The sequence below is a fragment of the Enterobacter sp. HK-058-C-ECC genome, from assembly GCF_047531125.1.
Classification (GTDB): Bacteria; Pseudomonadota; Gammaproteobacteria; order Enterobacterales; family Enterobacteriaceae; genus Enterobacter; species Enterobacter quasiroggenkampii.
In genome coordinates, this window is record NZ_JBLKCH010000003.1 from 176,751 (window position 1) to 203,698 (window position 26,948).

The following is a 26,948-nucleotide window of genomic DNA, read 5'->3' on the forward strand; positions in this document are numbered from 1 at the left end:
ACTATTTAGTTTGACTTCAGGCAGGCCTGACGAATCGTTACCAAAAAGCGTGATCGTGGCGGAATTTTTGCGCTTCCCGCATCGCTTATACGGCGTAAGCTCTGTGTTAAACTGCAGATCATTACGTGGAAGCAGGAATGTAGAATGGCAACAATGCTGGATGTCTCACTGCGCGCGGGCGTGTCGAAGGCCACGGTATCGCGCGTGCTGAACGGCACGGGTCAGGTTAAAGAGAGTACGCGTCAGCAGGTGTTTGCTGCGATGGAAGAGCTGGGCTATCGGCCGAACTTTCTCGCACGCTCGCTGGCTAACCAGACCAGCAACAGCATTGGTCTGGTCGTCTCGACCTTCGACGGCTTTTACTTTGGCCGCCTTCTCCAGCAGGCGTCGCGGCAGACTGAAACCCACGGGAAACAGCTGATCGTCACCGACGGTCACGACGCGCCGGAACAGGAAGAGCAGGCGGTGCAGATGCTGGCCGATCGCCAGTGCGATGCCATCGTGCTTTATACGCGCTATATGAGCGAAAAAGCGATCATCAAACTGATGAACACCGTAAAAACACCGCTGGTGGTCATTAACCGTGAAGTGAGCCAGGCACCGGATCGCTGCGTGTTCTTCGAACAGCAGGATGCCGCATTTAAGGCTGTGGATTATCTGATCGAACAGGGTCATCGGGAGATCGCCTGTATCACCGTCCCGATCCATACCCCAACCGGAAAAGCGAGGCTGATGGGCTATCGCAAGGCGCTGGAAAAGCACGGCATCCGTCTGGACGAGCGTCGGATTAAGTACGGCGATGCGGGAATGACCGGGGGATATGAGCTGTGCAAGGAATTGATTGCCGACGGTGTATCGTTTAGCGCCCTGTTTGCCTGTAACGACGATATGGCGCTGGGGGCGTCCAAAGCGTTACACCAGGCGGGGCTTAAAATCCCGCAAGATATTTCACTGTTCGGCTTTGACGATGCCCCAAGCGCGAAATGGCTGGAGCCTGCGCTCTCATCGGTTTATCTGCCCATCGACAATATGATTGTCACCGCCATCGATCAGGCGATCCGGCTGGCAAGAAACCAGCCGGTCGATGCCATCCCGCCGTTTACCGGCACGCTGGTCTTACGCGATTCGGTCACCACCGGGCCCTACTTTACTCAGATGAGTTCTAAAGCCAGCAGTTCCTGAATGGTCTGGCGACGGCGGATCAGCCGCGCCTTGCCGTTATCAAACAGCACTTCCGGCAGCAGCGGGCGGCTATTGTAGTTAGAGGACATTGACGCCCCGTACGCGCCGGTGTCGTGCAGCACAAGGTAATCCCCCGGCTTGACCTCTGGCAGCGCGCGGGTCTCCACTTTGCCGCCTTCCTGCTGGGTAAACACGTCACCCGATTCGCACAGCGGCCCCGCAACGACCGTCTCAACGCGCGGCGCCTGCGTTAAATCGCGGCCGTCGGCAGCCAGGGCAGTAATGTGGTGATAGCTACCGTACATGGACGGACGCATCAGGTCGTTAAAGCCCGCGTCAATCAGTACGAAGTGGCGAGACCCCATCTCCTTCACGCTGCGCACCTGCGAAACCAGCACACCGGCTTCCGCCACCAGGAAACGGCCCGGCTCAATTTCCAGTTTTACCGCGTGGCCAAGATGCGCGGCGATTTGATCGCGCGCGGCGCTCCACAGACCGTAATAGTGATCGGTATCGATCGCCTCTTCCCCTTCGCGATAAGGAATGGAGAGACCGCCGCCCGCAGAGATCGCCTCCAGATCCTGACCGAAGTCGACAACCTGACGCACCATCGCGCCGCACACCTGCTCCAGGTGGCCGTAATCCACCCCTGATCCAATGTGCATATGAATCCCCACCAGCTTCAGGCTGTAGCGTTGTAATACCTCCAGCGCGGCAGGCATATCGGCATACCAGATCCCGTGCTTGCTGTTTTCGCCGCCGGTATTGGTTTTTTGGCTGTGGCCATGACCAAAGCCCGGGTTCACGCGCAGCCAGACGCGATGGCCGGGAGAAACCTGACCCAGCTGTTCCAGCATATCCACAGAACCGGCATTCACCGGGATCTGCAGCTCGTGAACGCGCTCAAGCGTCGCATCGTCGATCACATCGGCGGTAAAGACGATCGCGTCGCTGTCGGCTTTCGGATCGTATCCGGCCGCCAGCGCGCGCTCGATTTCGCCGAGTGAAACGGAGTCCACCTTCACGCCCTGCTCGCGCATCAGGCGCAGAATATGAATATTGGAGCAGGCCTTCTGGGCAAAACGCACCACGTCGAACTGATGCAGGGCGGCGATCTTCTCGCGGACGATCTGCGCGTCGTAGACCCACACCGGGCAGCCAAACTCGGCAGGCAGGCGCAGCAGGTTGTCGGCGTTCAAATCGGTATCAGTCTGGTTCAGCGGGCGTGGCATGGTCTTCTCCGGATAAATGCGTTTTGATGATTACGCCACAGCGCAAAGAGAATAAAAAATATCGTTTTATCGCGAGTCTATGCAAAAATGATATGGACAGTTCTCTGCTTTCAGGTGCCCTATGCCCGCCGTCAATTTACGCCATATCGAGATTTTCCACGCCGTGATGACCACCGGCAATCTCACCGAAGCCGCACAGATGCTGCATACCTCGCAGCCGACGGTAAGCCGCGAGCTGGCCCGCTTCGAGAAAGTGCTGGGGCTGAAGCTGTTCGAACGCACCCGGGGCAGGCTTCACCCGACGGTACAGGGGTTACGTCTGTTTGAGGAAGTCCAGCGCTCCTGGTACGGGCTGGACAGAATAGTGAGTGCCGCGGAAAGCCTGCGCGAGTTTCGCCAGGGCGAGCTGTCGATTGTCTGCCTGCCCGTCTTCTCGCAATCCTTTTTGCCGATGCTGCTCCAGCCCTTTCTGGCCCGCTATCCGGAGGTCAGCCTCACCATCGTGCCGCAGGAGTCTCCCCTGCTTGAAGAGTGGCTTTCGGCTCAGCGTCATGATTTAGGGATAACCGAGACCCTCTCCTCCCCAGCGGGCACGGCGCGCACGGAGTTGCTCTCATTAGATGAAGTGTGCGTTCTGCCCGCCGGACATCGGCTTGCCGGTAAGGCGGTACTCACGCCGGAAGATTTCCACGGGGAAAACTATATTAGCCTGTCGCAGACCGACAGTTATCGACAGCTGCTGGATACCCTGTTTGCCGAGCATCAGGTAAAACGGCGAATGGTGGTAGAAACGCACAGCGCGGCCTCGATTTGTGCGATGGTGCGCGCAGGCGTCGGCGTCGCGGTGGTGAATCCGCTTACGGCGCTGGACTATGCGGAAAGTGGAATTGTTGTGCGTCGGTTTAGCGTCTCGGTTCCTTTTACCGTGAGCCTAATCCGCCCATTGCATCGCCCGGCGTCGGCGCTGGTGGAGGCGTTCAGTGAGCATCTGCAAGGAGGGCTAAGTATGTTGACCGACCGGCTGAATAAGATGTTGAATCAGACGCCCCACTAAACAGCGGGCGCCTGAACACTCAGTTAAAACGTTTCGCAATAGCCGCTACACGCTCGCCGAATTTCACCGCGGTTTGCAGATCGCCGCTGGCAATGGCGCCAGCATCAGCATCTGAAGGAGACTGCACCAGTAAACCAACAGAACCGCCCAGATTATTAATGTCCTGACGGGTAGCGGCAAGCGTATTTGACGGCGGTAGCCCCAGGCTCACCCAAATCCCACCGTGTTGAGAGGCCAGCGTTTGCAGGTATTGTAACGACACCTGCTTATCACCGTTCAGGCTGGCGCTGTTGCTGAAGCCCGCGAACACTTTGTCCTGCCAGCTACGCACGAACCAGGCTTTAGAGGTCGCATCAGCGAATTTCTTAAACTGCCACGGTACGCTTCCCATGTAGGTTGGCGCGCCAAAAATAATCGCTTTAGCATCGTTGAGTTTTTGCCAGTCGCTTTCCTGAATATCGCCATTGCTGTCAATGGCGATCAGCTCAGCCTGCGCGCCCTCGGCGACTGTTTCTGCAACGCGTTTAGTATGACCGTAGCCAGAATAATAGATAACTACAACGCTCATGATTTATCTCCTGATGCAATATTGCCTTGTGAGTCAAACGATTAAGACGATTTTAAAATTGCTCTGCGAGCCCGTTGCCATTTTCGGTTCCCTGGTATCAAATAGAAACCTTACGTCGTTTTATACACGCAAATATTCACGGGCGTAAGAAGGCACTTTTATCTCACCTGGTTACCTCGAGGGAACCACCATGACCCCTACAGCAGTATTGAAAAAGGAGATGCCTCCTTACAACGTGTTCGATGAGCGCTGCCCGACACGCGGCGTGCTGACGCGTATCGCCGATAAGTGGGCACTGTTAATCCTTGCGCGCCTTGAGAATGGACCGATGCGCTTTAATCATCTTCAACGCGATATTCAGCGAATCACCAAAAAGGTGCTGACCCAGTCTTTACGCAAGCTGGAACGAGATGGGCTGGTGTCGCGAAAGATATTCGCCACGGTACCTGTCACAGTCGAGTACAGCCTGACACCGCTTGGCCAGACGTTAACTGAAACGGTGACGGTGCTGGCGCACTGGGTGGAAAATAATATTGATGCTATTGTGGCGGCGCAATCCGCTTATGACGCCGCCAACATGTAACCAGAACCGGATGCTCAGGACAGCATAAACGCCACGGCATCCGCAGCATGAATAGCGGTGGTATCAAATACCGGGAGAGGGCTTCGCTCAACGGGTACCAGTAAACCGATCTCCGTGCAGCCAAAGATCACCCCTTCGGCCCCCTGCTGCGCAAGTTTTTCGATGACGCTGACGTAGAAGGCGCGGGAGGTTTCACTGAAGGTGCCAAGGCAGAGCTCGTCAAAGATAATCTGATTGATGCCCGCCCGGTCTTCTTCTTCCGGGATCAGACTTTCGATCCCAAACTCGCTGCGCAAGCGCCCGCGGTAGAAATCCTGCTCCATGGTGTAGCGTGTGCCCAGCAGCGCTACGCGGCGCATCCCGGATGCCGCAATTGCGCGCCCGGTCGTGTCAGCGATATGCAGGAACGGCAGCGAGCAGCGGTTCTCAATATGCGACGCCACCTTGTGCATGGTATTGGTACACAGCACTATCCCCTCGGCGCCGGCCCGCTCAAGCCCGAGCGCCGCCTGGGCCAGGATCTCCCCGGCTTTGTCCCACTCGCCGCTCGACTGGCAGGCTTCGATTTCATGGAAATCCACGCTGTGCAGGAGCAGGCTTGCGGAGTGCAGACCACCCAGACGCTGCTTCACCCCTTCGTTAATCAGGCGATAATAAGGGATTGTCGATTCCCAGCTCATTCCACCTAACAGGCCGATCGTTTTCATCATCCCTCCTTTTCGTTGATTTCTTCTTTTAACATAACCGATGCCAATAAAAAAAGGCGCTCTGTTCAGCGCCTTGTTAAACCAATATCCGTTATCGCCTGCATACGCTGGAATACGTAGACAGGCAATACGATCACACGCCGATGTTTCGCAGCTTCTCCCCGGCCATCAGCTTGCGCTCGATGTGTTCCAGCGTCACGCCTTTAGTCTCCGGGATCAGCCAGAACGTGATGCCAATAAACGCCACGTTCAGCACCGTATAGAGCCAGAACGTTCCCGCTGCGCCAATCGCGTCCAGCAGCGTCAGGAACGTCGCGCCGATGATCATGTTCGACACCCAGTTGGTGGTCGTGGAGCAGGTGATGCCAAAGTCACGGCATTTAAGCGGCTGGATTTCGGAGCACAGGATCCACACTACGGGCGCGGCGCTCATCGCGTAGCCTGCGATACACATCATGGTCATCCCGACAGAAAGCCAGGAAAGTCCGCTGGAGGCCGTACCGTTATCAAACTGCATCAGGCAGTAGCCGAGGATCAGCGTGCCGAGCGCCATCACGCTGAAGCCAATTTTGAGCGCCGGTTTGCGGCCCGCCTTGTCCACGGTGAATACGGCAATAAAGGTGGCGAACATGAAGGTCAGCCCGACCACCAGGGTGGCGATCATCTGCTGTTCCGTGGTGGTGAACCCGGCCATTTTGAAAATGCGCGGCGCGTAGTACATGATGATGTTCATGCCGGTGAACTGCTGCATCGCCTGCAGCAGCATGCCGAGGAAGACCGCCCGGCGCACGTTGCGGTTGATTTTAAACAGCGCCCAGCCCCCCTGTTTGAGCTTCAGGCTTTCGCGGATCTCGTTCAGCTCTTCGCGGGCTTTTTCGGAGGTATCGCGCAGCATGCGCAGCACCTCTTCTGCCTCCACGTGGCGCCCTTTTTGCGCCAACCAGCGCGGGCTGTTCGGCAGGAAAATCACTAAGACAATCAGCACCACCGCTGGCAGCGCCAGCACGCCGAGCATTGCGCGCCAGTTTCCGCTGTAGCTGAAGTACGTGTCAGACAGGAACGCCAGCACAATACCCAGCGTGACCATCAGCTGATACATGCTGATCATCTTCCCGCGCACGTTCTCACTCGCCATTTCGGAGAGATAAAGCGGTGCCGTATAGGAGGCAATCCCCACCGCCACGCCCAGCAGCACGCGGGAAAGCAGCAGAACCTCAACGTTTGCGGCAAACGCGGAGCCAATGGAGCCGGCGACAAACAGAATCGCCCCGGCCATCAGGCTGTATTTGCGCCCCAGACGAAACGAGAGCCAGCCGTTGAACAGCGCGCCGATGGCCGCGCCCAGCATCATGCTGCTCACCACCCACTCCTGCAGGCGGCTGCTCAGGGTAAAGTGATCGGTAATAAACGGTAATGCACCGGCAATGACGCCAATATCCAGTCCAAATAACAGGCCCGCCACGGCAGCGGCAATGGAGACAAACTGATTCATGCGCCGGGTATCGCGCAGCGCAGCGGGCATTAGGGTAGAGTCATTTATAGATGTCATATTTTTCCTGCCTCAACAGCAAAATTCGTTAAATGAAATTACGAGATAGTGAAGAAAAGTGTCAGGCGGGAATTCGTGAAGATATGGATTATTTCGCTATGGCATCACGATCTGTGATGGACATTACAATTTCAACTAATGCTGAAATCGCACCGTTTTTTATTAATTACCTAATATTTAAGCGATAAAACTGTGATACGCGTCATTTATGAATTTTCAGTATGGATTTTTCATCTTATGTCATATGGATAATGGCAATTTTTAGCCAAAAAAAACCTCCACCCGAGGGCAGAGGTTCGTCATGCAGGTGGAATTAACGTGCCAGCCAGCCGCCATCAACCGCCACGGTGTAGCCGTTGATATAGTCCGATGCCGACGAGGCCAGAAAGACCACCGGCCCCATCAGATCGCGCGGAAGACCCCAGCGCCCCGCAGGAATACGGTCGAGGATTTCCGCGCTACGCTGCTCGTCTGCGCGCAGCTGCTGGGTGTTGTTGGTCGCCATGTAACCCGGCGCAATGGCATTCACATTAATATTATGCTTCGCCCACTCGTTTGCCAGCAGGCGGGTCACACCCATCACGGCGCTTTTGGACGCGGTGTAAGACGGCACGCGGATACCGCCCTGGAACGAGAGCATGGAGGCAATATTCACGATCTTGCCGCCGTTCCCCTGCGCGATAAAGTGCTTTGCCGCCGCCTGGGACATGAAAAATACGCTCTTGATGTTCAAATCCATCACGTCATCCCAGTCGCGTTCGCTGAAGTTGATCGCATCTTCACGGCGAATCAGTCCGGCGTTGTTGACCAGAATGTCGATATGGCCGAATTCCGCCACCGCGCGATCCAGCAGTTCAGGAATGGCATCGATTTTACGCAGGTCGGCGGTCAGGCTCAGGAAACGACGACCCAGCGCCGTCACGCGTTCGATGGTTTCCGTCGGTTCAACGATATTAATCCCGACGATATCGCAGCCCGCTTCCGCCAGGCCTAACGCCATCCCCTGACCCAGCCCGGTGTCACATCCGGAAACCACCGCCACTTTCCCCTGCAGAGAGAATGCATCCAGAATCATGTTTATTCCTTACTCTTTCAGAGCCTGTCACTCACAGGCAGGTTTACGCTTCACCGCCCGCGACTAGCGCAGATCGCTGACCGCAACATGGTCCATATCATCAAAGACCTGGTTTTCGCCCACCATTCCCCAGATAAAGGTGTAGGCTTTTGTCCCAACGCCGGAGTGAATAGACCAGCTCGGCGAAATCACCGCCTGCTCGTTGTGCATCACGATATGGCGCGTTTCCTGCGGCTGTCCCATCATGTGGAACACGCAGGCGTCCTCATCCATGTTGAAGTAGAAGTAGACTTCCATCCGGCGCTCGTGGGTATGGCACGGCATGGTGTTCCACAGGTTCCCTGGCGCAAGCTCGGTCAACCCCATGCTGAGCTGACAGGTCTCCAGCACGTCCGGCACGAAGTATTTATTGATGGTACGGCGGTTGCTGGTGAGGTTGTCGCCCAGCGTCACGGGCGCGACGTCTGCCGTGGTCACTTTTTTGGTTGGACAGGTGGTGTGAGCCGGCGCGCAGTTGTAGTAAAACTTCGCAGGCTTGCTGGCGTCGATGCTGGCAAAGACCACGTCTTTCGCCCCTTTACCTACGTACAGTGCCTCGCGATGGCCAATCTCATAGCACTGTCCGTCTACGGTGATGGTGCCCGGCCCACCGATATTGATCACCCCCAGCTCGCGACGCTCGAGGAAATAATTCACGCCCAGCTGTTTACCGACCTCGCCGCCCACGGAGACGGTTTTCGTGACGGGCATAATGCCGCCCACAATAATGCGGTCGATATGGCTGTAAACCATGGTGTACCTGTCGGCCTCGAATATCTGCTCGACTAAAAATGCCTTGCGCAGCCCCTGAGTATCCAGCGTTTTGGCGTGCGCGCTGTGGATGCTTTCTCTGACGTCCACGGTAACCTCCAGATGTGGTCATGCCCGAAGGCGGGAAGTAAAACGAAACAGCGTTCCGTTTTTCATAATAAGCACATACTATCGGCATAAAGTGAGCTTTTCAATTACATTTAAAACAACGTTTCATTTTTTATTTTTGTTTATAACGGAAATGATGTTCGGATCACAATTAAACCGACGGGAGAAAAAGGGCACAAAAAAACCTCCCGGAGGAGGTCTTTTCAATGAGGAAAGGTTAGCGTTCGATGGCCAGCGCCACCCCTTGCCCGCCGCCGATACAGAGCGTGGCAATCCCTTTGCGGGCATTGCGCTTTTTCATTTCGTGGACCAGCGAAACCAGGATCCGGCAGCCGGACGCCCCGATCGGGTGCCCCAGCGCGATCGCCCCACCGTTCACGTTAACCCGCAGCGGATCCCACTCCAGCATTTTTCCGACGGAGATCGCCTGCGCAGCATAGGCTTCATTCACTTCGATCAGATCCACATCAGAAAGCTGCCACCCTGCACGCTCCAGACAGCGACGGGTGGCGTAGACCGGCGCGATCCCCATTAGCGCAGGATCAACCCCCACGCTGGCGAATGCCTTAATGCGGGCCAGCACGGGAAGATCGAGTTCGAGGGCTTTGCTTTCGCTCATCATCATGACGGCGGCAGCGCCGTCGTTAATGGAAGAGGCGTTTCCCGCCGTCACCGAGCCCTGCATTTCAAAAGCAGGATTCAGCCTGGCCAGCCCTTCAGCGCTGGCGTCGGTGCGAGGCTGTTCATCGGTATCCACAACCATCACCTCGCCGTTCTGACGCAGCGCGCTGACCGGGACAATTTCGTCGCGAAAACGACCGGAATCAATCGCCGCACGCGCTTTTTGCTGCGAGCTCAGCGCATAGGCATCCTGCACCTCACGGCTGATACCGTACTCGCGCGCCAGATTTTCCGCCGTCACGCCCATATGATAGTCATTGAAGGCATCCCACAGGCCGTCATGCACCAGACTGTCGAGCAGCTGACTGTTGCCCAGCTGTGCGCCGGTGCGGCTGTCGGTCAACACGTGCGGCGCGCGGCTCATATTCTCCTGCCCGCCCGCAATGATCACGTCCGCCTCACCACACTGAATGGCCTGCGTCGCGAGATGCAGCGCTTTTAATCCTGAACCACAGACGTCGTTGATGGTGATAGCGGAGACGGTATTGGGCAGCCCGCCCTTCAGCGCCGCCTGACGCGCAGGGTTTTGCCCGGCACCGGCCGTGAGGACCTGTCCCAGAATCACCTCGTCAACTTCATGTGCTGCGATCCCGCTACGTTCCACGAGCGCTTTCACCACCACGCTCCCCAGGTCAACCGCCGAGTGACGCGCAAGCGCTCCCTGAAAACAGCCGATAGCTGTACGCAACGCACCCACTATTACGACATCTTTCATCACGACCTCTGTGTTAAATGACATGACGATAGTAGAGGATTGTTACTGGCAATTATCTTAATTGTTTAAAAATAGTGAGTTTAATCACAAGGATCAGCGTGCATCCTGCAGATACTGTCGCAGCCAGCTTCCGGCAACGCCGGGAGGGGACCGTTTATTCCACAGCAGATCGATGCCGATCGCCCGCGGCCAGCCGGGAACATTGAGCTGTACCAGGGATTTCGCGGCGGCAAACTCATCCACCAGCGCGCACGGCAAGACGCACCAGCCAAATCCCTGTACCGCCATACTCAAGAGTAACAGGTAATTCGGGGCTGACCAGACGGGCCCGCGCGCGATCTCCGCCTCGCGCTCAAGATAGGTGCTCAGCCGCAACTCTCGCCAGCCGTGCAGCTCGTCACGCTGAACGTCATGTTGTCCGGCGAGCGGATGCGTGGTCGCGACATAGATCGCCATGCGGGTCTGCATCGGCAGCCGGATAGCGCCGATATCCGTAGGATAACCGTCTCGCGCTTCGGTGAGGCCGATCTGTGCGCGCTCCTTTTGCAGCAGGTCGATCACGTCCTCCTCCTCGCCAATCAGACATTCGAATTCCGTATGGGGAAAGCGCGCGTCAAACTGTTTCATCATCTCTTCCAGCACGTCCGGGTTGAGGGTATCGGAAAGGACAAACGTCAGACGCGCCTCCGTTTGCGCCGATAGCGACACCGCCAGCTCATCCAGCCGCGTGCTGGCGGCGAGTATAGCCTGCACATAGCCCAGCACCTGTTCTCCCTGGGCCGTTAACACCGGCTGGCGTGCCGAGCGGTCAAACAGCTCGAAGCCCAGATCGGCTTCAAGATTGGCAATGGACGTGCTGACCGTCGACTGGCTTTTACGCAGCCGGCGTGCGGCCGCAGAGAAAGAGCCTGCCGCAACGGTCTCGACAAACGCGGTAAGGGCTTCGGGTGAATAGCGCATAACCTATCTACTTTAGCGATGGATACTATCTTTAATATATCAGCTTTAGCGATGAAAATAGGCCACATCAACGCCGATACCGGCGAATAACGAGGTCTATCGCTATGCAACATCAGGATGCACTCCACCGTAAACTGCCGGAGCGGATCTTTCATGCAGTCTGTTTTGAAGGAATTGCGACGGCGATCCTCGCCCCTACGGCGGCGTGGCTCATGCAGCGTTCCGTGGTGGAAATGGGTGGGTTGACCATTATTCTGGCGACCACCGCCATGCTGTGGAACATTATTTATAACTTCGGCTTCGACCGTTTCTGGCCCGTTCAGCGCGTCAAACGTACGGCAAAAGTGCGTGCGTTGCATGCGCTGGGGTTCGAATGCGGGTTTATTGTGATTGGCGTGTCGATTGTCGCCGCCGTACTGGGCGTCACCCTGCTGCAGGCATTCACACTGGAAATAGGTTTCTTCCTGTTCTTCCTGCCGTACACCATGTTCTATAACTGGGCGTACGATTGCCTCCGCGAGAAATTTCTTAAGCGCCGCCAGCAACGACGCGCCCTGGCAGGCTAAACCCCTTCTGGCCGGACGTCCGTTCCGGCCAAACGCCTTCGAAGCAACTGCGCTCTCCGTGCATAACTATGGTAAATTGCACTCCATTCCGATGGTTTGATAGTTGATACGTTGCTCTAATGTCGAAAATTTGGTCAAAAGATGAGACTCTCTGGAGTTTCGCTCTCTACGGCACGGCCGTGGGCGCAGGAACGCTCTTCCTGCCCATTCAGCTGGGCTCCGCAGGCGCAATCGTCCTGTTTATTACCGCCCTCGTGGCCTATCCCTTAACCTACTGGCCGCACAAAGCGCTGGCGCAATTTATCCTCTCGTCGAAAACGAAAGGCAACGAAGGGATCACCGGCGCCGTTTCGCACTATTACGGCCGGAAGATCGGCAACCTGATCACTACGCTCTATTTCATCGCCTTCTTTGTGGTGGTGCAGATTTATGCGGTGGCCATCACCAACTCGTTAACCGAGCAGTTGGGAAAACACCTGACGGTGGATACCACCGTTCGCGTGCTGGTCAGCCTAGGCGTGGTGCTGGTCCTGAATCTGATCTTCCTGATGGGACGGCATATCACGATAAAAGTGATGGGCTTCCTGGTGTTTCCGCTAATTGCCTATTTCCTGTTTGTCTCGCTCTACCTGATCGGCAGCTGGCAGCCCTCGCTGCTGACCAGCCAGATGGCCGTCGATCGCCACACGCTGCACCAGGTCTGGATTTCGATTCCGGTGATGGTGTTTGCGTTCAGCCATACCCCGATTATCTCCACGTTTGCCGTTGACCGTCGCGAGAAATTTGGCGACGGCGCCATGGATAAATGTAAGAAAATCATGAAGGTGGCGTACCTGATTATCTGCCTGAGCGTGCTGTTCTTTGTCTTCAGCTGCCTGCTTTCCATTCCGCCGTCGTACATTGTGGCCGCCAAAGAGGAAGGGGTGACGATCCTGTCCGCGCTGTCGATGATGCCCTCTTCACCGGCGTGGTTGGGAATTTCCGGGATTGTCGTAGCGATAATTGCGATGTCGAAATCGTTCCTCGGCACCTATTTTGGGGTGATTGAAGGGGCGACGGAGATCGTGAAGTCGTCGCTGAATCAGGTGGGCGTGAAAAAGAGCCGCGCCTTTAACCGCGCGATTTCCATTATGGGGGTGTCGTTAATCACCTTTGCCGTCTGCTGCATTAACCCGAACGCCATTTCGATGATTTACGCCATCAGCGGTCCGCTTATCGCCATGATCCTGTTTATCATGCCGACGCTGTCGACGTATCTCATCCCCTCCCTGAAACCGTACCGCTCCATTGGCAACCTGCTGACGCTGATCGTCGGGGTGCTGTGCGTGTCGGTAATGTTCGTCGGCTAACCCCTCTTTGATGCCCGGCGTTCTGCCGGGCATGTCATTCAGTCTCGTCCCGTAACGTCCAGCGGAAAAGGTCTGTCCTGCACCACCGTTTTCATGACAAGCGTTGAGCGAAGATGCTGCACGCCAGGCATGGCGGAAAGCTTCTCGTCATAGAGCTTCTGGAAAGCGGAGAGGTCGCGGGTCACAACGTGCATCAGATAATCGGGATCGCCAAAGAGACGCTGCGCCAGCACGATCTGCGGGATCTCCTCCACCGCCTCCTCAAACGCGCTAACCGCCTTTCGGTCCCCCTCTTTCAGCGTCGCAAAGACGATTGCCAGGAAGTTAAACCCCATTTTGGCGGGATCCAGGCTGGCACGGTATCCCGTTATGGCCCCGCTTTGCTCCAGCGCCCGCACGCGACGATGACAGGGCGAGAGGCTCAGATTGACCCGCTCAGCCAGCTCGGTAAGCGACAGGCGTCCATCAGACTGGAGCGCCGCAAGAATTTTTCGATCGATGCTGTCCATTTGGAAGATTTTCTCAATTTCACCGTGTTATGAGCATAACATTGAAAGCCTATTTCGCAGGGTTAACGATATTCTTTTTCGCAACGTTTAACGCACTGCGGGAGTTTTCAGAACGATGGAAATGAGTATTGTGGCCGGCTTTTGGGTGGTTTCGTTTCTGCTCATCATGACGCCAGGCGCCGACTGGGCCTACGCCATTAGCGCCGGGATTAACGGGCGACGCGTGGTACCGGCGGTGCTGGGGCTGATGTCAGGGCATCTGTTAGCCACGCTCATTGTCGTGGCTGGCGTGGGGGTCGTGATTGCTCAACATCCGCTGGCGTTAACCGGGCTGACCCTCGCGGGGGCCGCGTATCTTCTGTGGCTCGGCATCGGACTGTTGCGTCACCCTGCCGCCCCGGAAAAGGCGAGCCACCACGCGGGAAACTGGCGACAGTGGGCGGTGAAAGGGCTCTGTATTAGCGGCCTAAACCCGAAAGTGTTTTTGCTGTTCCTGGCCCTGCTCCCGCAGTTTACAGACCCGACCGGGAGCTGGTCGTTAGCAATGCAAATGTCCACGCTTGGGATGATGCACCTTATCACCTGTACGCTGGTCTATCTGCTGGTGGGGTATGGTTCGAAAGCGGTGCTGGCGACCCGGCCACAGGCGGCGCGGCGCGTGAGCATGGCATCTGGAGGGATAATGGTGCTAATCGCGATGGTATTGCTGCTTGAGCAGGTAAGATAAAAAAACACCGGCCATCGCCGGTGTTATTTACGCCCGAATATCGTCATATTCCCGCGTTTTATCAAACTCATGTTTCGCGAACGGGCACAGCGGAATAATTTTGCGGTTCTCACCGCGCATCTTCTCCACCACCTTCGCCACCAGCTGTTTACCGACGCCCTGCCCTTTCAGGCTCTCATCCACATCGGTGTGCTCGATAATGCTCAGGTGCTCGCCGGTCGGCACGAAGACAATCTCCGCGACCTGGTTGCCGTTCGCATCATTCACGTAAAACTTGTTATGGCCTTCCAGAATATCCATGGTTCCTCGCTTATTTTTGGCGATACTTCAGCGCACCGCTCGGGCAGGTATCAATCACGCGGACAACCGTTTCAACGTCCACTTCATCGGGAATAATCCACGGTTTACGTTTCAGATTAAACAGCTTTGCGCTGCCACGCACGCAGTTACCGGAGTGTTTGCAGATCCCGGTGTTGAAGTAAACGTCAATTTTCTCGCCGGTATAGGCCCGGTAACCCGCATCCAGTAGCTCTTTATCCATGACATTGCCTCTGTAATTATTATCGTGCTGAATGAAGAATAGCCTGACGGGATCCTGATGGCTATAACGCCGAAAACGAAAAGCCAGGTCACAACTCTTTTCTTGCCAGATTGCGTCCGCTATTTGCCCATGTCAGGCTCGGCAAATGTCACTTTTACATAACATCCGCAGGTTGAATGAAACGCAGACTCTCTTTTCAGGTAAAGCTGTTTTTAGCGCTGGTGTGCTTCTCTTGCCTGCTGTTAGTTCTGCTGGGAACGATCCTGTTTCATTTTATTGACCGGCAGCTCCATCACGATCTCGGCCAGCGTGCCCGGGTTCAGGCCAGCCAGATCGCGCTGATGCCGGGTCTGGCGGCAATGGTTGCGGCCAGAGATATCCCCGGCATCGCTCGGTTAATCCAGCCGCTGCGCGCCGAAAGCGATGCCAGCTACATTGTGATTGGCGATACCGAGGAACAGCATCTCTATCATTCGGAATCCCCGGAGCGGATTAATTTACCGATGATCGGCGGAGATAATGCGGAGGTATTAAAGGGCAAAACCATTATTTCCGTGCGCCAGGGCGGGATTGGGGTTTCACTGCGCAGCAAAGCGCCGATCTTTAACGCACAGCACCAGGTGATTGGTATTGTCTCGGTCGGCTATCTGACCTCCTATATTGCCAATATTAATGCCCGCATTCTCTGGCAGTCCGGGCTGTACGGCGCGGCTCTTCTGCTGCTGCTGTTTATGTTCTCCTGGCTGTTTACCCGCAATCTCAAAAAACAGATGTTCCGACTGGAGCCGAAAGATATCGCTCAGCTGGTTTTGCAGCAGCGCGCGCTATTAGAAGCCATGTATGAGGGGGTATTTGCCGTCAATGAAGAGAAGCAGCTGATTTTAATTAACCGCGCCGCACGAGAAATGCTGGATATTCGGCAAAGTGAGAAAGCGCTTATCGGCAAACCGCTGGAAGACGTTCTGCAGACGTCGCCGGGCTTTTTATCCCAGCGCTACGCCTCGGTGAGCAGTGGCAGCCACGACCAGATTGCCGTGCTGAACCAGCGGGAGGTAATCGTCAACCGGGTGGCGATTGAGGTCGAACCCGGCGTTGAAAGCGGCTGGGTCTACAGCTTTCGCGACAAAAATGACATCAACACCCTCAGCAGCCAGCTCAGTCAGATCAAGCGCTATGCCGATAACCTGCGCATTATGCGCCACGAGCAACTGAACTGGACCGCCACGCTGGTGGGCTTGCTGCAGATGAAACACTATGACGAGGCGATTCGTTACATCCAGGTGCAGTCCGAAGGCGCGCAGCGGGTGCTGGACTTCGTCTCCGCCCGTTTTTCCTCTCCCGCGCTGTGTGGTCTGCTGCTTGGAAAATACGTCAGTGCGCGCGAAAAAGGCATCGAGCTGCTGTTTGACCCCGCCTGCCAGCTCACCCGCATGCCTGCCACGCTCAACGAAACGGAGCTGATGTCCATTATTGGTAACCTGCTGGATAACGCGGTGGACGCGACCCTTAAGGCTCCGGTCCCCGCGCCGGTGGAACTCTACATTTCTGACCGTAACCAGGAGCTGCTGATCGAGGTGGCCGACCGGGGCTGTGGGGTGGAGGATGCGATGAAGCCGCATATTTTCCGCCAGGGATTCAGCAGCAAACCGGAACGTGAAAACGACATTGTGGGCACCGAGCACGGTATTGGCCTGTATCTGGTGGCAGGATATATCGATAAGGCTGGCGGCAGCATTGAGATTGCCGACAACACGCCACAAGGGACTATTTTTTCTGTGTTTATTCCGAATGGGCTAAAGCATGACCCGAGCACTTGATGTTGTGATCGTTGAAGATGAGCCGCACCTGGCGGAGCTGCATCGCGAATATATCGAGCAGAATTTTCATTTACGCGTGGTGGGTATCGCCGCGTCGATTGAGCAGGCATGCAGCCTGATTCGTCAGCATCAGCCGCGGCTTATCCTGCTGGACAACTATCTTCCGGACGGTAAAGGCGTGGAGCTCATCGATAACCCGCTGCTGAAAAGCTATGAGTGTTCGGTGATCTTCATCACCGCCGCCAGCGATATGCAGACCTGCAGCCACGCCATGCGCAGCGGCGCGTTTGATTACCTAATCAAGCCCGTCTTTTTCCAGCGCCTGCACGCTTCGCTGGAGCGGTTTATGCGCTTCATCCACACCGTGCAGCAGGTGAAGGTGGTCGACCAGCATGCGCTGGATCGCCTGTTTCATCTGCCTGCCGCGGAAGCCTCCGTTACGCCGTCCACAAAAGGCATTGAGCCCCAGACGCTGGAGCGGATTAAACGCCTGTTCGCCGAGCATCCCGACAGCGCGATGTCGGTTGAGGAGGTGGTGGAAAACGTGGGGATCAGCAAAACCACGGGGCGCCGCTATCTCGAATACTGCGTGGAAAGCGGGTTAATCAGCGTTGAAATGCTGTACGGCAATATTGGTCATCCTCGCCGGTTATACCGCAAAGCCCCCGATAAACCGTAATCCGAAACCGTTCGTTGGCTAACGTTCGCGGATTTTATGGTGTTAATTGCTGAAACGACGGCGACAATCACACTTCGGAATCATTGCCCTCGCCTCCCTATTGTCGGAGGCGCGCTTTACGCTATGTTGACAATTAGTTCCTCAAATGTAACTAAAAGGTTAACTATAATGTCGAACACGTTCCGAATTTCTCTGCTTACCGCTACCGTACTGTTCTCTGCTTCTGCACTCTCTGCCCTGCCGCAGGGGTATCCTGCTGAGTATCAAAAAGTGGTTGATGCCGCCACGAAAGAGGGCAAGGTTGTCATCTATTCCACCACCGACATCAAAGCTGCCGGTCCGCTGATTCAGGGCTTCGAAAAAACCTACCCGGGCATTAAAGTCGAATACAACGACATGAACAGCACCGAGCTGTACAACCGTTTCATCAGCGAACAGGCTTCCGGCGGCGTGAGCGGCGACGTGGTCTGGAGCTCCTCGATGGACACCGGCCTGAAGCTCGCCACCGACTACGCCATGGAGTACAAATCTCCGGAGCAAAGCCAGCTGCCGAAATGGGCGGTCTGGAAAGATAAGGCCTACGGCACCACCTATGAGCCGGTGGTCTTTATCTACAACAAGCGTCTGATCCCGGCTGGCGACGTGCCGGATTCTCACGCCGCACTGGCGAAGCTGATTGCCAGCCAGACGGACAAATTCAAGAACAAAGTCACCACCTACGATATCGAAAAATCGGGTCTGGGCTTTATGCTTTCGGTGCAGGATCACAACGCCGATCCAAACTACTTTAAGACCCTGGCCGACGTCGCCAAAGGAGGCCTGTCGGTGCAGTCGTCTACCGGCACCATGATGGAGCGCGTCTCCTCCGGTGAAAACCTGATTGGCTTCAACATCCTCGGTTCTTATGCGGAAGCGCGTGCGAAAAACGATCCGTCACTCGGCATCTCCTATCCGAAGGATTACACCCTGGTGCTGTCGCGCGTGTCGTTCATCAGCCAGCAGGCGCAAAACAGCAATGCCGCGAAGCTGTGGCTGGACTACGTGCTTTCTGAACAAGGGCAAAACATTCTGGCCAATCAGGCGGACATCCCCTCCATTCGTAACGATATCGAAGGCAAGAACGATATCGACGGCCTGACCAAAATCCTCGGCAACGCGCTGAAGCCGATCCCGGTTGATGAAACGCTGCTGGAATACCTGCAGCCGAAAAAACGCCTCGAGTACATCAAAGAGTGGCGTACCGCCGCCGGTAAATAAGCGTCTGAGCGCGGCGCTGGCCGCCGCGCTCCCTTATCGACTGAGTTCGTTTTTCTGGGCTGCAATACCAGGGATACCCCATGAATACATTACGCAGAAAGTGGCAAAGCCTGCCGCGAGGCATCGTCGTGCTGATAACCGCCCTGGTTATCTACACGCCGCTGTCGTTTATCGTGATCCAGAGCTTCCTGTCCGCGCCGTTCTTTTCGCCGTCAAAAGAGTGGAGCTTTGAATCATTTGATTTTATTTTCACCGACCCCGATTTTTATAAGGCCCTGAAAAGCGGCTTTATTCTGGCTTTCGGGCTGGTCTTTATCTCTATCCCACTGGGCGGCGTGCTGGCGTTTCTGATGGTGCGTACCGACCTGCCCGGTCGCCGGCTGATTGAGCCGCTGATCCTGGTCCCGATTTTCGTGTCACCGATGGTGCTGGGCTTCGGCTACGTGGTGGCCGCCGGTCCGGTGGGCTTTCTCTCCCAGTGGGCCGAGGCGCTGATTGGCTTTGTGCCGTGGAACATCTACGACATGTCGAGCATTGTGGTCATCGCCGGCCTGACGCACGTCCCGCACGCCTATCTGTATATCTCGTCAGCGCTGCGCAGCGTGGGCTCCGACGTGGAAGAAGCCGCACGCACCGCGGGCGCGTCGCCCTGGCAGGTGATGACCTCCGTCAGCCTGCCGATGGTACGTCCGTCCATTCTCTACGCCACCGTGCTGCTGTTCTTCCTCGGGCTGGAAGTGTTCGGCCTGATGCTGGTCCTCGGCGACCCGGAAGGCAACATGGTGCTGGCGACCTATCTCTATAAGCTGACGAACAAGATGGGTACCCCATCCTATAACCTGATGGCGGCGGTTGCCGTGGTGCTGATCTGCATCACAATCCCGCTGGTGATGCTCCAGCGTCGCCTGATGCGTACTGCCAACCGCTTCGTCACCATGAAGGGCAAGGCCTCGCAGGCCCGCGCGCTACCGCTGGGTAAATGGCGCTGGGTGGCTGGCGCGGTGATTGCCTTCTGGCTCACCGTTACCATCGGCGTTCCGCTGCTCGGCGTGGTGCTGCGCGCGTTTATCTCCAACTGGGGCGTGGGCGTTTCGCTGTGGGACGAGCTTTCTCTGAACACCTTCCGCACCATCTGGGCGCAGCCCAACCTGCTGCGCGCCATCGTCAACTCCATGGCGATTGGCGTCATTGGCGGCGCGCTGGCCGTGGTGTGCTACCTGTTTGTCGGCATTGCCATGCACCGTAAGCCGGACAACACCACGCGTTTCCTGGACTACAGCGTGCTGGTGCCGCGCGCCGTGCCTGGCCTGCTGGCGGGTCTGGCCTTCCTGTGGGTGTTCCTGTTCCTGCCGATGTGGCTGGATAACTCGCTGAAATCCGGCTGGCTTTCCGGGTTTGCCTGGACCGACTGGATGCGTGAGAACGTCATCGTCTGGCTGCGCTCGCTGCGCAGCACCATTTTCAGCGTCTGGCTGGCCTATACCGTGGTGTGGATGGCCTACGGGCTGAGGCTCATCTCTTCCACGCTGCTGCAGGTAGGGCCGGAGCTTGAAGAGGCGGCGCGCAGCACCGGGGCGACGCGCGGGCAGATCACCCGCCACGTCACCATTCCGCTCTCTCGCTACGGTCTTATCGGTTCGTGGCTGCTGATGTTCCTGATCTTTGAGCGCGAATATTCAACGGGTGTGTATCTGCTTTCGCCCGGCACGGAGACCATCGGCTCGATGCTGGTTTCCCTCTGGGCCGCGGGTGCCATTGATATCGTGGCGGCGCTCTCTTTCATTAACATCCTGCTTGTCGTGGTAGGTCTGGGCATTGCCCTTCGTTTCGGAGTGAAAATACATGATTGAATTAGCGGTTGACGATCTGCACTTAACCTACGGCGACAATCCTGTTTTAAAAGGTGTCTCCATGAACCTGAAGCGCGGCGAAGTGGTCTCCCTGTTAGGCCCCTCCGGCAGCGGCAAAACCACCCTGCTCCGCGCCGTCGCGGGTCTGGAAAAACCGACCCAGGGCTCGATTGTGATTGGCAACAATAAAGTATACGACGGCACGCCGCGCAGTGAGGTCCCGGCGGAAGAGCGTAACCTGGGGCTGGTATTTCAGTCCTATGCCCTGTGGCCGCACAAAACCGTGTTTGAGAACGTGGCCTATCCGCTCAAGCTGCGCAAAGTTCCGGCCAAAGAGATCCAGCAGCGCGTGCAGGACGTGCTGGACCAGCTTGGCCTGGGCCATCTTGGCAAACGTCACCCGCACCAGCTCTCCGGTGGGCAGCAGCAGCGCGTGGCGATTGGCCGTGCGCTGGTGTACAACCCACCGGTGATTTTGCTGGACGAGCCGCTTTCCAACCTCGACGCCAAGCTGCGCGAAGAGGCCCGCGTGTTCCTGCGCGAGCTGATTATCAAGCTCGGGCTGTCCGCGTTGATGGTGACGCACGACCAGAACGAAGCGATGTCCATTTCCGACCGTATCCTGCTGCTCAACAACGGCAAAATTGAGCAACAGGGCACGCCGCAGGAGATGTACGGCTCGCCGAAGACGCTGTTTACCGCCGAGTTTATGGGCAGCAACAACCGCCTGCACGGCAAGGTCACCGAAGTGCGCGACGGTAGAGCGCGTATCGAAGGCAAAGGCTGGGTGCTGTGGGGCCAGGCCGGTGAAGGCGTGCAGAGTGGCGCTGACGCCACGGCGGTGATCCGCGTCGAGCGCGTCGCGGTGGTTGAGGGGCCAGGGGAAAATCAGCTTGAGCTGCCGCTGCTCACCAGCATGTACCTCGGCGACCGCTGGGAGTACCTGTTCCGCACGGTGGGGGATGATTTTGTGATCCGTGCGTATGGGCATGAGGTTCGGGATCCGCAGCACTGCCATCTTTCGCTGCCGGAGAAGCATGTTTGGGTGTTTCCGAAAGGGTGAGGGTGAGGGTGAGTGTGAGAGGAAAAGGCTGCGGGATGCGGCCTTTTTACATTAGAAATGTATTTAGTTTAACTTAACTCAAACTCAATAAAATATAACGCTTTGAATTTGATACGCTTATTTACCACCCACTTTCCCTGTCGGTACAATTTCCTTATGAATTTGTATAACAACATGAGGAAAAGAAAAATGGCTATTCCAGCTTACCTATGGCTTAAAGATGACGGCGGCGCAGACATTAAAGGCTCTGTAGACGTTCAAGATCGTGAGGGCAGCATTGAGATCACCGGATTTTCCCATAATCTCAGCATTCCAACGGACGGAATGACGGGAAAGATCACAGGAACCCGCAAGCACTCAGCTGTGCTAATTCAAAAAGAGTTTGATAGTTCATCCCCCTACCTCTATAAAGCCGTAGCCACTGGTCAGACGCTAAAATCTGCTGAGTTCAAATGGTACAAGATCAACGACGCAGGACAGGAAGCGGAATACTTCAACTTCCTGCTTGAAGGCGTAAAAGTTGTCGGCGTTTCGCCAGTGATGCACGACACCAAAGATCCGACCAAAGAGAAGCATACCCACCTTGAGTGCGTAGAACTTCGTTATGAAAAAATCACATGGAAATACTGCGATGGTAACGTGCAGTTCACCGATGCATGGAATGAGAGAGCGCAAGCGTGAGATACCCAACATTAGCGGCATCACCTCACCCGCCGTTTGATGTGTCCTCTTTCGCCCCGCCAGGCGTGAATATCGTCAGTAATATGATGATGGCTCGCTTTCATCGTGGCCCGTCAGCCCTCACCTATGCATGGTTTTATCAGCAGGTAAGAGGGCATGGACCATGGGATTACAAACAGCGCGATAGACAGTTCGAGAGTTTTGGAAACTTCCATTACGGGGCTGTTGGTCACGCTGCGGGGATTCCTGACGAAGTATTACTTAGGGGCGCAGGATGGGCGCAAAGTCGCGCAGGAACAACTGATGCGGCTTTTGGTAATTGGTATGGCTCAACGCCTTACGGCGATGATCCTAATGACCAATATTGGATAAGAGCGGGTATCGACTATGCAAAACGCACAGGTTTTTAAGAGACGGTATCTTCTTCTGATACCGTTGATTGTTATCGCCTTTGGGGTTTACAACATGCTGCACTTCTCACCACTTGAGCAAGAGATTATCAAGAAGGTGAAAGTAAACAACCAGGCTAATCTATTCATCACGGAAGCGAGTGCAGGCGCCACCACAGGCTTTTCCTACCGTTTCTATTTGTATGATGCTAACAAAGACGATAAATCATTTATTAAGAGTCTGAAGGACGATGACGAGCCTTTCATGATCACTACGGACAAAAACGCATTGAGGAAAGTCGAAAATGATGCGATCTATCTGTCAGTGAAGGGAACCATCTACACCTTTCACAACCAGGCGGCTTATAGAGTGCATGATTCAATCTACTTAGTACCTGTCTACCTCACAGCCATACCCTTCTAAGAGCATAGCCAGCTTTCACGCTGGTGTGACGCAGTGGCAACACCAGGATATTTTAAGCAGGAAGATGTAAACTGGGAGAATAAAGAGACGGCCCCCCACGGGGCGGGTTGTGAAAGTATTTCCTGTTGTCTTCGACCTTATTGCACTTAAAATGACCAGACACATTTTGGGATGGAGTCTTTAATGGATATTGCGCTGCTCAACAGGGGGTGGAACAGAACATGGTCAGATACCATGGTAAATCTGGAAGCCCGGAAACTCGTCGAAACTGCAAATCGGCTATCAGCATTCTATTTGCAAGATGGGATAACACGTATCAAGTTTGTCGAAGAGATAAGGCAGGTCGTAGAGAAAGAATTTGAAACTGCACTACGGGCCAAAACCGATGAAGAATGCATTGCATGCATCAAAAATCTGCGTGCCGAAACAGATAATCTGCAAGAACAAGAACGCTTGTTAAGAACCAGAGCCGCCCAACTTTATGCAAAGGTCGAGTTTGTCAGGGAAAACAATAAAATCGTCGGATACGTGATTTCGGCAATTCATATAGTGGTATCTGGAGCAGCATTATTTGGTGGGATGGTTATGATGTCCACTATGACCCCTGTTGGAGTTCTTGCAGGAGCAGTTTTATTTGTTGATGGTATTAACGGTATAACAAAAGAAGCAAGCCATCTTCGCTATGGTGAACAATCCAAATCGGAAGGAATTTTTGCTGATGGCGCAATGGAGACCGCACAATTTATGGGGTTTAGCCCAAAAAGTGGATTAGCTCTTTATAATACAGTGACTCTAGGGACGAGTGTCTATAGTATCTTCGGCTTAGCAAGGAAACCCGGAGCTTGGCGATTATTCCGTTGGCTGCCGCGTGATTACTACCGAAAAGTTGACACAATGAGCAAGCCTAAGCTAACGATGAAAATCGCTGGATATGGTGTCAAAGCGAAAGTCATTTTTGATCTTCTGGCTACTGATAACAGTACTAATTAAGATTTGTTCGCTCTACAGAATCGCCAAGATTTATAAGCAAGTACAGGCGGTTGTATAAAAATTGCAACCGCTGCGCCACAAGAAAGGCCAATAGCACCAGAGAAAACACTCTGCTCAGATGCGAACATCACAAGAAAAATGAATACAGCAAGGCAACCGGATACAACCCACACGGCAAGAATAAATCGCCTGGCCAGGTCCCTGATTGCATTCCCCAACGTTCCACCATAGCTTTCAACGTTGTTCTTTATCTTCTTCAAATCCGATGGTGTAAAGCCAGAACTCAACAAAGCCTCATCAGTAACATCCATATTGTCCTCTCCGCATTTCTTAACTGGCAATGGCACACATAATCATAGAGATGAACTTTACAGTAATCCACTTGATGTTTGTGCAATGTATTAGATTTCAGACAATAGAAGCCATAAAGCCCCGTTAGTGGTACAAGCAACAAGCGGAGCATAGCGACTGCATCAGGCCAACCTGGTTGGTTTCGCTTTGCGAAAGTCACCAGTGACCAAATCAGATTGTCAGAGGGATCACACCTTATCAGGGTGCTCGTGTACCTTTCGGAGCGTGAGCGAAGCGCTGGAAGGGCCTGCATATCGTGTGCAGGTACGTTTACCACTATACACCTGTTTACGCAGCCACAAGGCCGCACATCGGGCTTAAATGCGTATGATCAATCTGTTCGGGAGATATGCCAGATATGCGGCTTTTTGTTCGTTGTTTTGCTGTCGCGGTAAGAACCTGGAACCACCGCCAGCGTGATGATGTGCTCCCTTGTACCACAGACCAATCACGCGACAGGTGCGGGCGTAGAACAATGGGTAGTTTAAGTTGTACCTGCTAAAGCGGGGCAACGTAACTAACTGCCAAATCATAACTTATTGATTTATCCGGAGATTGAAGCGGACGAAGGGAACAAAACAACAACAAACAAACCCAGTTAAAACGCGGATCGTTCCTGTTATAAAAAATCAACTATACACATTCCTATACACATCCAACATAGCTTAACGCTTTAGCTGACCGATGACACCAACTGACCTTAAAAAAGACTACCATTCATAGCTATGATCTTTGGCTTTCTGAGAAAACGTCATGTCGTGAGCAATAAGGACTATGAGTAATCAGATGGAGGACAAAATTGACTGAGCGTATAGACAGTTCAACTCTCTCGTTTGATCTGGATTATAAGACTGCAAACTTAAGTATCTGTTTCATAAGATAAAATCAAAAATCACCCATCAAAAAATTTTGAGAGCGAAAGCCTAGTGGAGTGGCTGTGAATCACTTCATTTGGCCCATGAAGGCAACGGTACCTTTTCGATACATCCCCAAGAATTCAAATAACCTCAAACAAGTATTTGATACCCTGCAATGCTAGGGCACCTTAATTGTGCCCTTTTTATAAAAAATATTTATATTGTTTTTACGGAGATACAAATCAAACACGTAAATTACCTTTAGGCAACTCTAAAATTGAGACATTCCTATATTTATCAACCTCCCACCCATTCACAAAAGCAATATGGAGATATATAAACCCAATTAAATTATTTATATCTTTGATATCTCTAATAATTGATTCTTTTGTATAATCGTGATCATAGCTTGCTCTGTGTATCAAATCATGCCTCCTCTCAATAAATTGAGAAAATAAATCATACCCATTCAGCTTATTTCTTTTGTATTTTCGAAAAACCCCTGACACGTCAATTTTCTTATTAATAGCACAAAAGTGACTTGAAACTTTACTTATCTCTTGGAAGTTTAGCCACTTTGAAATAGCCTCACAAACATCCATTTCTTTATTTTGTATTCTAACAAGCTCATCACCGCCCAAACGGTTGGATGAAGATATTATTTTATCTCGAACAGAAGAGTACCGTAACAATGCGATATACGAAGCTCTGAAAAATTCCTCAGTTAGAGAAATAACATACGGAATCAATATGTTAGCAATCATTACCTTTGGATTGTATTTATTCAAAAATGAAAACTCACCATCAAAAGTTTGAATAACACCTTCATTGTTATTCTCAAGATAATTTGTAATCATAGTTATTGTTTTCAGATTCTCACAAAAACTTTCGTATGCATACAAAACTCCAGCCTCAGCTCCAGATAGTCTGTCAGAGCTAATTTTAAAATATCTATTCCTACCATAATCAGAATGAAACCACCCACCAAACCTTTCTTTTATTTTCTTTATAGTGTAGTTGTGGAAATCCGTATCATCAGCTGAACGCCATATGCTAGTGTGAGTACTAATCTCTATTTCACGATCAATTCCAAAGTCATATATCTCGAGTGAAACACCTTCTTTATATTTGTAATCTATGAATTCAAAGAAAGTCATTGAATAAACAACATATTCATCTGTTTTCTTTTTCCCTTGAAACCTATAACCAACAAACTCTAAAAACTCCACTATCTTAGATGGTTTGAATGTAGCAGGAATAAAATTAATGCAATCACACCCCATATTATTCAATCCTTATGTTTTCTTCCAATGAATAGGTCTTTATTAAAAGCGAAGTATACAACCATTTGCTTAGCTTTAAGCCAGTTTTTGTAGCTAGTTGGCCGTTCGAAGCAACTGTAACTTAGACTCCCCTGCTCCGTTCCTCCCATTTACCCTGCCCTTGTGAGAGTAAGCAGGAGCATGAGACCAAGCATGACTCTTGGGTAACTGGCGCGGGTGAGGATGGCCACTTTACACTTTTGCTTTCCACCCCGCGCGAACCTTAACATTTCTATACATCGTCACTTTACACTTTTGCTCTCAGGCCAGTATTAGTAAGGCTCTCAACGGGGTTTACACTTTCCATTTTTTAACTCCAAAACCCTGGCATTTCTTAGCATCAGTCGCTGAC

General features: G+C 53.7%; 28 protein-coding genes. 15 read left to right on the forward strand and 13 right to left on the reverse strand.

The window, feature by feature from the left end; translation table 11 throughout:
* Nucleotides 1–144: 144 nt before the first annotated feature.
* Nucleotides 145–1,182: a LacI family DNA-binding transcriptional regulator gene (locus tag ACMWJS_RS08945; RefSeq protein WP_111967509.1), complete on the forward strand. Its 1,038-nt coding sequence runs from the start codon at nucleotides 145–147 to the stop codon at nucleotides 1,180–1,182.
* Here the strand turns inward: ACMWJS_RS08945 and lysA are convergent.
* Nucleotides 1,152–2,414 carry a diaminopimelate decarboxylase gene (gene lysA / locus ACMWJS_RS08950; RefSeq protein WP_048224715.1) on the reverse strand — a complete coding sequence of 421 codons (1,263 nt, stop codon included), beginning with the start codon at nucleotides 2,412–2,414 and terminating at the stop codon, nucleotides 1,152–1,154. The genes ACMWJS_RS08945 and lysA overlap by 31 nt on opposite strands.
* A gap of 121 nt (nucleotides 2,415–2,535) precedes the next feature.
* On the opposite strand from lysA, the gene ACMWJS_RS08955 reads away from it, so the two are divergent.
* The gene (locus ACMWJS_RS08955; RefSeq protein ID WP_069720001.1) at nucleotides 2,536–3,468 is read left to right on the forward strand and encodes a LysR family transcriptional regulator; all 933 of its coding nucleotides are present in this window, start codon (nucleotides 2,536–2,538) and stop codon (nucleotides 3,466–3,468) included.
* A 19-nt stretch (nucleotides 3,469–3,487) separates the two neighbouring features.
* Here ACMWJS_RS08955 and ACMWJS_RS08960 read toward each other — a convergent pair whose 3' ends face one another.
* On the reverse strand, nucleotides 3,488–4,036 hold the full coding sequence (locus ACMWJS_RS08960; protein WP_045909897.1) for a flavodoxin family protein: 549 nt from the start codon (nucleotides 4,034–4,036) through the stop codon (nucleotides 3,488–3,490).
* 190 nt (nucleotides 4,037–4,226) lie between these two features.
* On the opposite strand from ACMWJS_RS08960, the gene ACMWJS_RS08965 reads away from it, so the two are divergent.
* Nucleotides 4,227–4,619 (forward strand): winged helix-turn-helix transcriptional regulator, encoded by a 393-nt coding sequence (locus ACMWJS_RS08965; RefSeq protein WP_126534001.1) that lies wholly within the window; start codon nucleotides 4,227–4,229, stop codon nucleotides 4,617–4,619.
* Between the two features lie 14 nt (nucleotides 4,620–4,633).
* On the opposite strand, the gene ACMWJS_RS08970 is transcribed toward ACMWJS_RS08965, so the two are convergent.
* The 6 genes from ACMWJS_RS08970 to ACMWJS_RS08995 all read right to left on the reverse strand — a co-directional run bounded on the left by ACMWJS_RS08970 (nucleotide 4,634) and on the right by ACMWJS_RS08995 (nucleotide 11,224).
* Nucleotides 4,634–5,326, reverse strand: a complete 693-nt coding sequence (locus ACMWJS_RS08970; protein WP_414747008.1) for an aspartate/glutamate racemase — start codon at nucleotides 5,324–5,326, stop codon at nucleotides 4,634–4,636.
* Between the two features lie 133 nt (nucleotides 5,327–5,459).
* Nucleotides 5,460–6,875 (reverse strand): sugar porter family MFS transporter, encoded by a 1,416-nt coding sequence (locus tag ACMWJS_RS08975; protein WP_045909900.1) that lies wholly within the window; start codon nucleotides 6,873–6,875, stop codon nucleotides 5,460–5,462.
* A gap of 313 nt (nucleotides 6,876–7,188) precedes the next feature.
* Entirely contained in the window at nucleotides 7,189–7,950 is a 762-nt protein-coding gene (kduD, locus tag ACMWJS_RS08980; RefSeq protein WP_048224726.1) for a 2-dehydro-3-deoxy-D-gluconate 5-dehydrogenase KduD, read from the reverse strand.
* Between the two features lie 63 nt (nucleotides 7,951–8,013).
* Nucleotides 8,014–8,850, reverse strand: a complete 837-nt coding sequence (kduI, locus tag ACMWJS_RS08985; RefSeq protein ID WP_045909902.1) for a 5-dehydro-4-deoxy-D-glucuronate isomerase — start codon at nucleotides 8,848–8,850, stop codon at nucleotides 8,014–8,016.
* A gap of 235 nt (nucleotides 8,851–9,085) precedes the next feature.
* Nucleotides 9,086–10,264: an acetyl-CoA C-acetyltransferase gene (locus tag ACMWJS_RS08990; protein ID WP_045415627.1), complete on the reverse strand. Its 1,179-nt coding sequence runs from the start codon at nucleotides 10,262–10,264 to the stop codon at nucleotides 9,086–9,088.
* Between the two features lie 93 nt (nucleotides 10,265–10,357).
* A complete protein-coding gene (locus ACMWJS_RS08995; protein ID WP_048029146.1) occupies nucleotides 10,358–11,224 on the reverse strand; it encodes a LysR family transcriptional regulator in 867 nt (288 codons plus the stop codon).
* Between the two features lie 104 nt (nucleotides 11,225–11,328).
* On the opposite strand from ACMWJS_RS08995, the gene ACMWJS_RS09000 reads away from it, so the two are divergent.
* Entirely contained in the window at nucleotides 11,329–11,790 is a 462-nt protein-coding gene (locus ACMWJS_RS09000; protein ID WP_111967506.1) for a multidrug/biocide efflux PACE transporter, read from the forward strand.
* A gap of 119 nt (nucleotides 11,791–11,909) precedes the next feature.
* The gene (locus ACMWJS_RS09005; protein ID WP_414746965.1) at nucleotides 11,910–13,139 is read left to right on the forward strand and encodes an amino acid permease; all 1,230 of its coding nucleotides are present in this window, start codon (nucleotides 11,910–11,912) and stop codon (nucleotides 13,137–13,139) included.
* A gap of 38 nt (nucleotides 13,140–13,177) precedes the next feature.
* Here the strand turns inward: ACMWJS_RS09005 and ACMWJS_RS09010 are convergent, their stop codons facing one another.
* Nucleotides 13,178–13,648: an Lrp/AsnC family transcriptional regulator gene (locus ACMWJS_RS09010; protein ID WP_008499685.1), complete on the reverse strand. Its 471-nt coding sequence runs from the start codon at nucleotides 13,646–13,648 to the stop codon at nucleotides 13,178–13,180.
* 115 nt (nucleotides 13,649–13,763) lie between these two features.
* Between ACMWJS_RS09010 and ACMWJS_RS09015 the strand changes: the two genes are divergently transcribed.
* Nucleotides 13,764–14,375 (forward strand): LysE family translocator, encoded by a 612-nt coding sequence (locus ACMWJS_RS09015; RefSeq protein WP_048029141.1) that lies wholly within the window; start codon nucleotides 13,764–13,766, stop codon nucleotides 14,373–14,375.
* A gap of 27 nt (nucleotides 14,376–14,402) precedes the next feature.
* Here ACMWJS_RS09015 and ACMWJS_RS09020 read toward each other — a convergent pair whose 3' ends face one another.
* Both ACMWJS_RS09020 and yjdI read right to left on the reverse strand, forming a co-directional pair.
* Nucleotides 14,403–14,675: a GNAT family N-acetyltransferase gene (locus ACMWJS_RS09020; protein ID WP_008499687.1), complete on the reverse strand. Its 273-nt coding sequence runs from the start codon at nucleotides 14,673–14,675 to the stop codon at nucleotides 14,403–14,405.
* A gap of 10 nt (nucleotides 14,676–14,685) precedes the next feature.
* On the reverse strand, nucleotides 14,686–14,916 hold the full coding sequence (gene yjdI, locus ACMWJS_RS09025) for a 4Fe-4S mono-cluster protein YjdI (protein WP_008499689.1): 231 nt from the start codon (nucleotides 14,914–14,916) through the stop codon (nucleotides 14,686–14,688).
* 176 nt (nucleotides 14,917–15,092) lie between these two features.
* On the opposite strand from yjdI, the gene ACMWJS_RS09030 reads away from it, so the two are divergent.
* The 9 genes from ACMWJS_RS09030 (at nucleotide 15,093) to ACMWJS_RS09070 (ending at nucleotide 24,066) form a co-directional block, all read left to right on the forward strand.
* On the forward strand, nucleotides 15,093–16,733 hold the full coding sequence (locus ACMWJS_RS09030) for a sensor histidine kinase (RefSeq protein ID WP_063622393.1): 1,641 nt from the start codon (nucleotides 15,093–15,095) through the stop codon (nucleotides 16,731–16,733).
* Nucleotides 16,717–17,412 carry a response regulator gene (locus ACMWJS_RS09035; RefSeq protein WP_023326016.1) on the forward strand — a complete coding sequence of 232 codons (696 nt, stop codon included), beginning with the start codon at nucleotides 16,717–16,719 and terminating at the stop codon, nucleotides 17,410–17,412. The genes ACMWJS_RS09030 and ACMWJS_RS09035 overlap by 17 nt, the downstream gene beginning before the upstream one ends.
* 168 nt (nucleotides 17,413–17,580) lie before the next feature.
* Nucleotides 17,581–18,669 (forward strand): ABC transporter substrate-binding protein, encoded by a 1,089-nt coding sequence (locus tag ACMWJS_RS09040; protein ID WP_048029136.1) that lies wholly within the window; start codon nucleotides 17,581–17,583, stop codon nucleotides 18,667–18,669.
* A gap of 80 nt (nucleotides 18,670–18,749) precedes the next feature.
* On the forward strand, nucleotides 18,750–20,519 hold the full coding sequence (locus tag ACMWJS_RS09045) for an ABC transporter permease (protein WP_023294491.1): 1,770 nt from the start codon (nucleotides 18,750–18,752) through the stop codon (nucleotides 20,517–20,519).
* Complete coding sequence (locus tag ACMWJS_RS09050) at nucleotides 20,512–21,582, forward strand: ABC transporter ATP-binding protein (protein ID WP_021242036.1); 1,071 nt, start codon at nucleotides 20,512–20,514, stop codon at nucleotides 21,580–21,582. The genes ACMWJS_RS09045 and ACMWJS_RS09050 overlap by 8 nt, the downstream gene beginning before the upstream one ends.
* Nucleotides 21,583–21,771: 189 nt before the next feature.
* Nucleotides 21,772–22,263 carry an Hcp family type VI secretion system effector gene (locus ACMWJS_RS09055; protein WP_088204235.1) on the forward strand — a complete coding sequence of 164 codons (492 nt, stop codon included), beginning with the start codon at nucleotides 21,772–21,774 and terminating at the stop codon, nucleotides 22,261–22,263.
* Nucleotides 22,260–22,673, forward strand: a complete 414-nt coding sequence (locus ACMWJS_RS09060) for a polymorphic toxin type 44 domain-containing protein (RefSeq protein ID WP_252152166.1) — start codon at nucleotides 22,260–22,262, stop codon at nucleotides 22,671–22,673. The genes ACMWJS_RS09055 and ACMWJS_RS09060 overlap by 4 nt, the downstream gene beginning before the upstream one ends.
* Nucleotides 22,651–23,076: a hypothetical protein gene (locus ACMWJS_RS09065; protein ID WP_262802534.1), complete on the forward strand. Its 426-nt coding sequence runs from the start codon at nucleotides 22,651–22,653 to the stop codon at nucleotides 23,074–23,076. The genes ACMWJS_RS09060 and ACMWJS_RS09065 overlap by 23 nt, the downstream gene beginning before the upstream one ends.
* Before the next feature lie 183 nt (nucleotides 23,077–23,259).
* Nucleotides 23,260–24,066, forward strand: coding sequence for a DUF4225 domain-containing protein (locus ACMWJS_RS09070; protein WP_223539527.1), 807 nt, complete (start codon nucleotides 23,260–23,262; stop codon nucleotides 24,064–24,066).
* Here ACMWJS_RS09070 and ACMWJS_RS09075 read toward each other — a convergent pair.
* Nucleotides 24,063–24,377 carry a hypothetical protein gene (locus ACMWJS_RS09075; RefSeq protein WP_015673660.1) on the reverse strand — a complete coding sequence of 105 codons (315 nt, stop codon included), beginning with the start codon at nucleotides 24,375–24,377 and terminating at the stop codon, nucleotides 24,063–24,065. The two genes, ACMWJS_RS09070 and ACMWJS_RS09075, sit on opposite strands and share 4 nt — an antisense overlap.
* A 1,139-nt stretch (nucleotides 24,378–25,516) precedes the next feature.
* Entirely contained in the window at nucleotides 25,517–26,566 is a 1,050-nt protein-coding gene (locus ACMWJS_RS09080) for a hypothetical protein (RefSeq protein ID WP_414746966.1), read from the reverse strand.
* Between the last annotated feature and the right edge of the window lie 382 nt (nucleotides 26,567–26,948).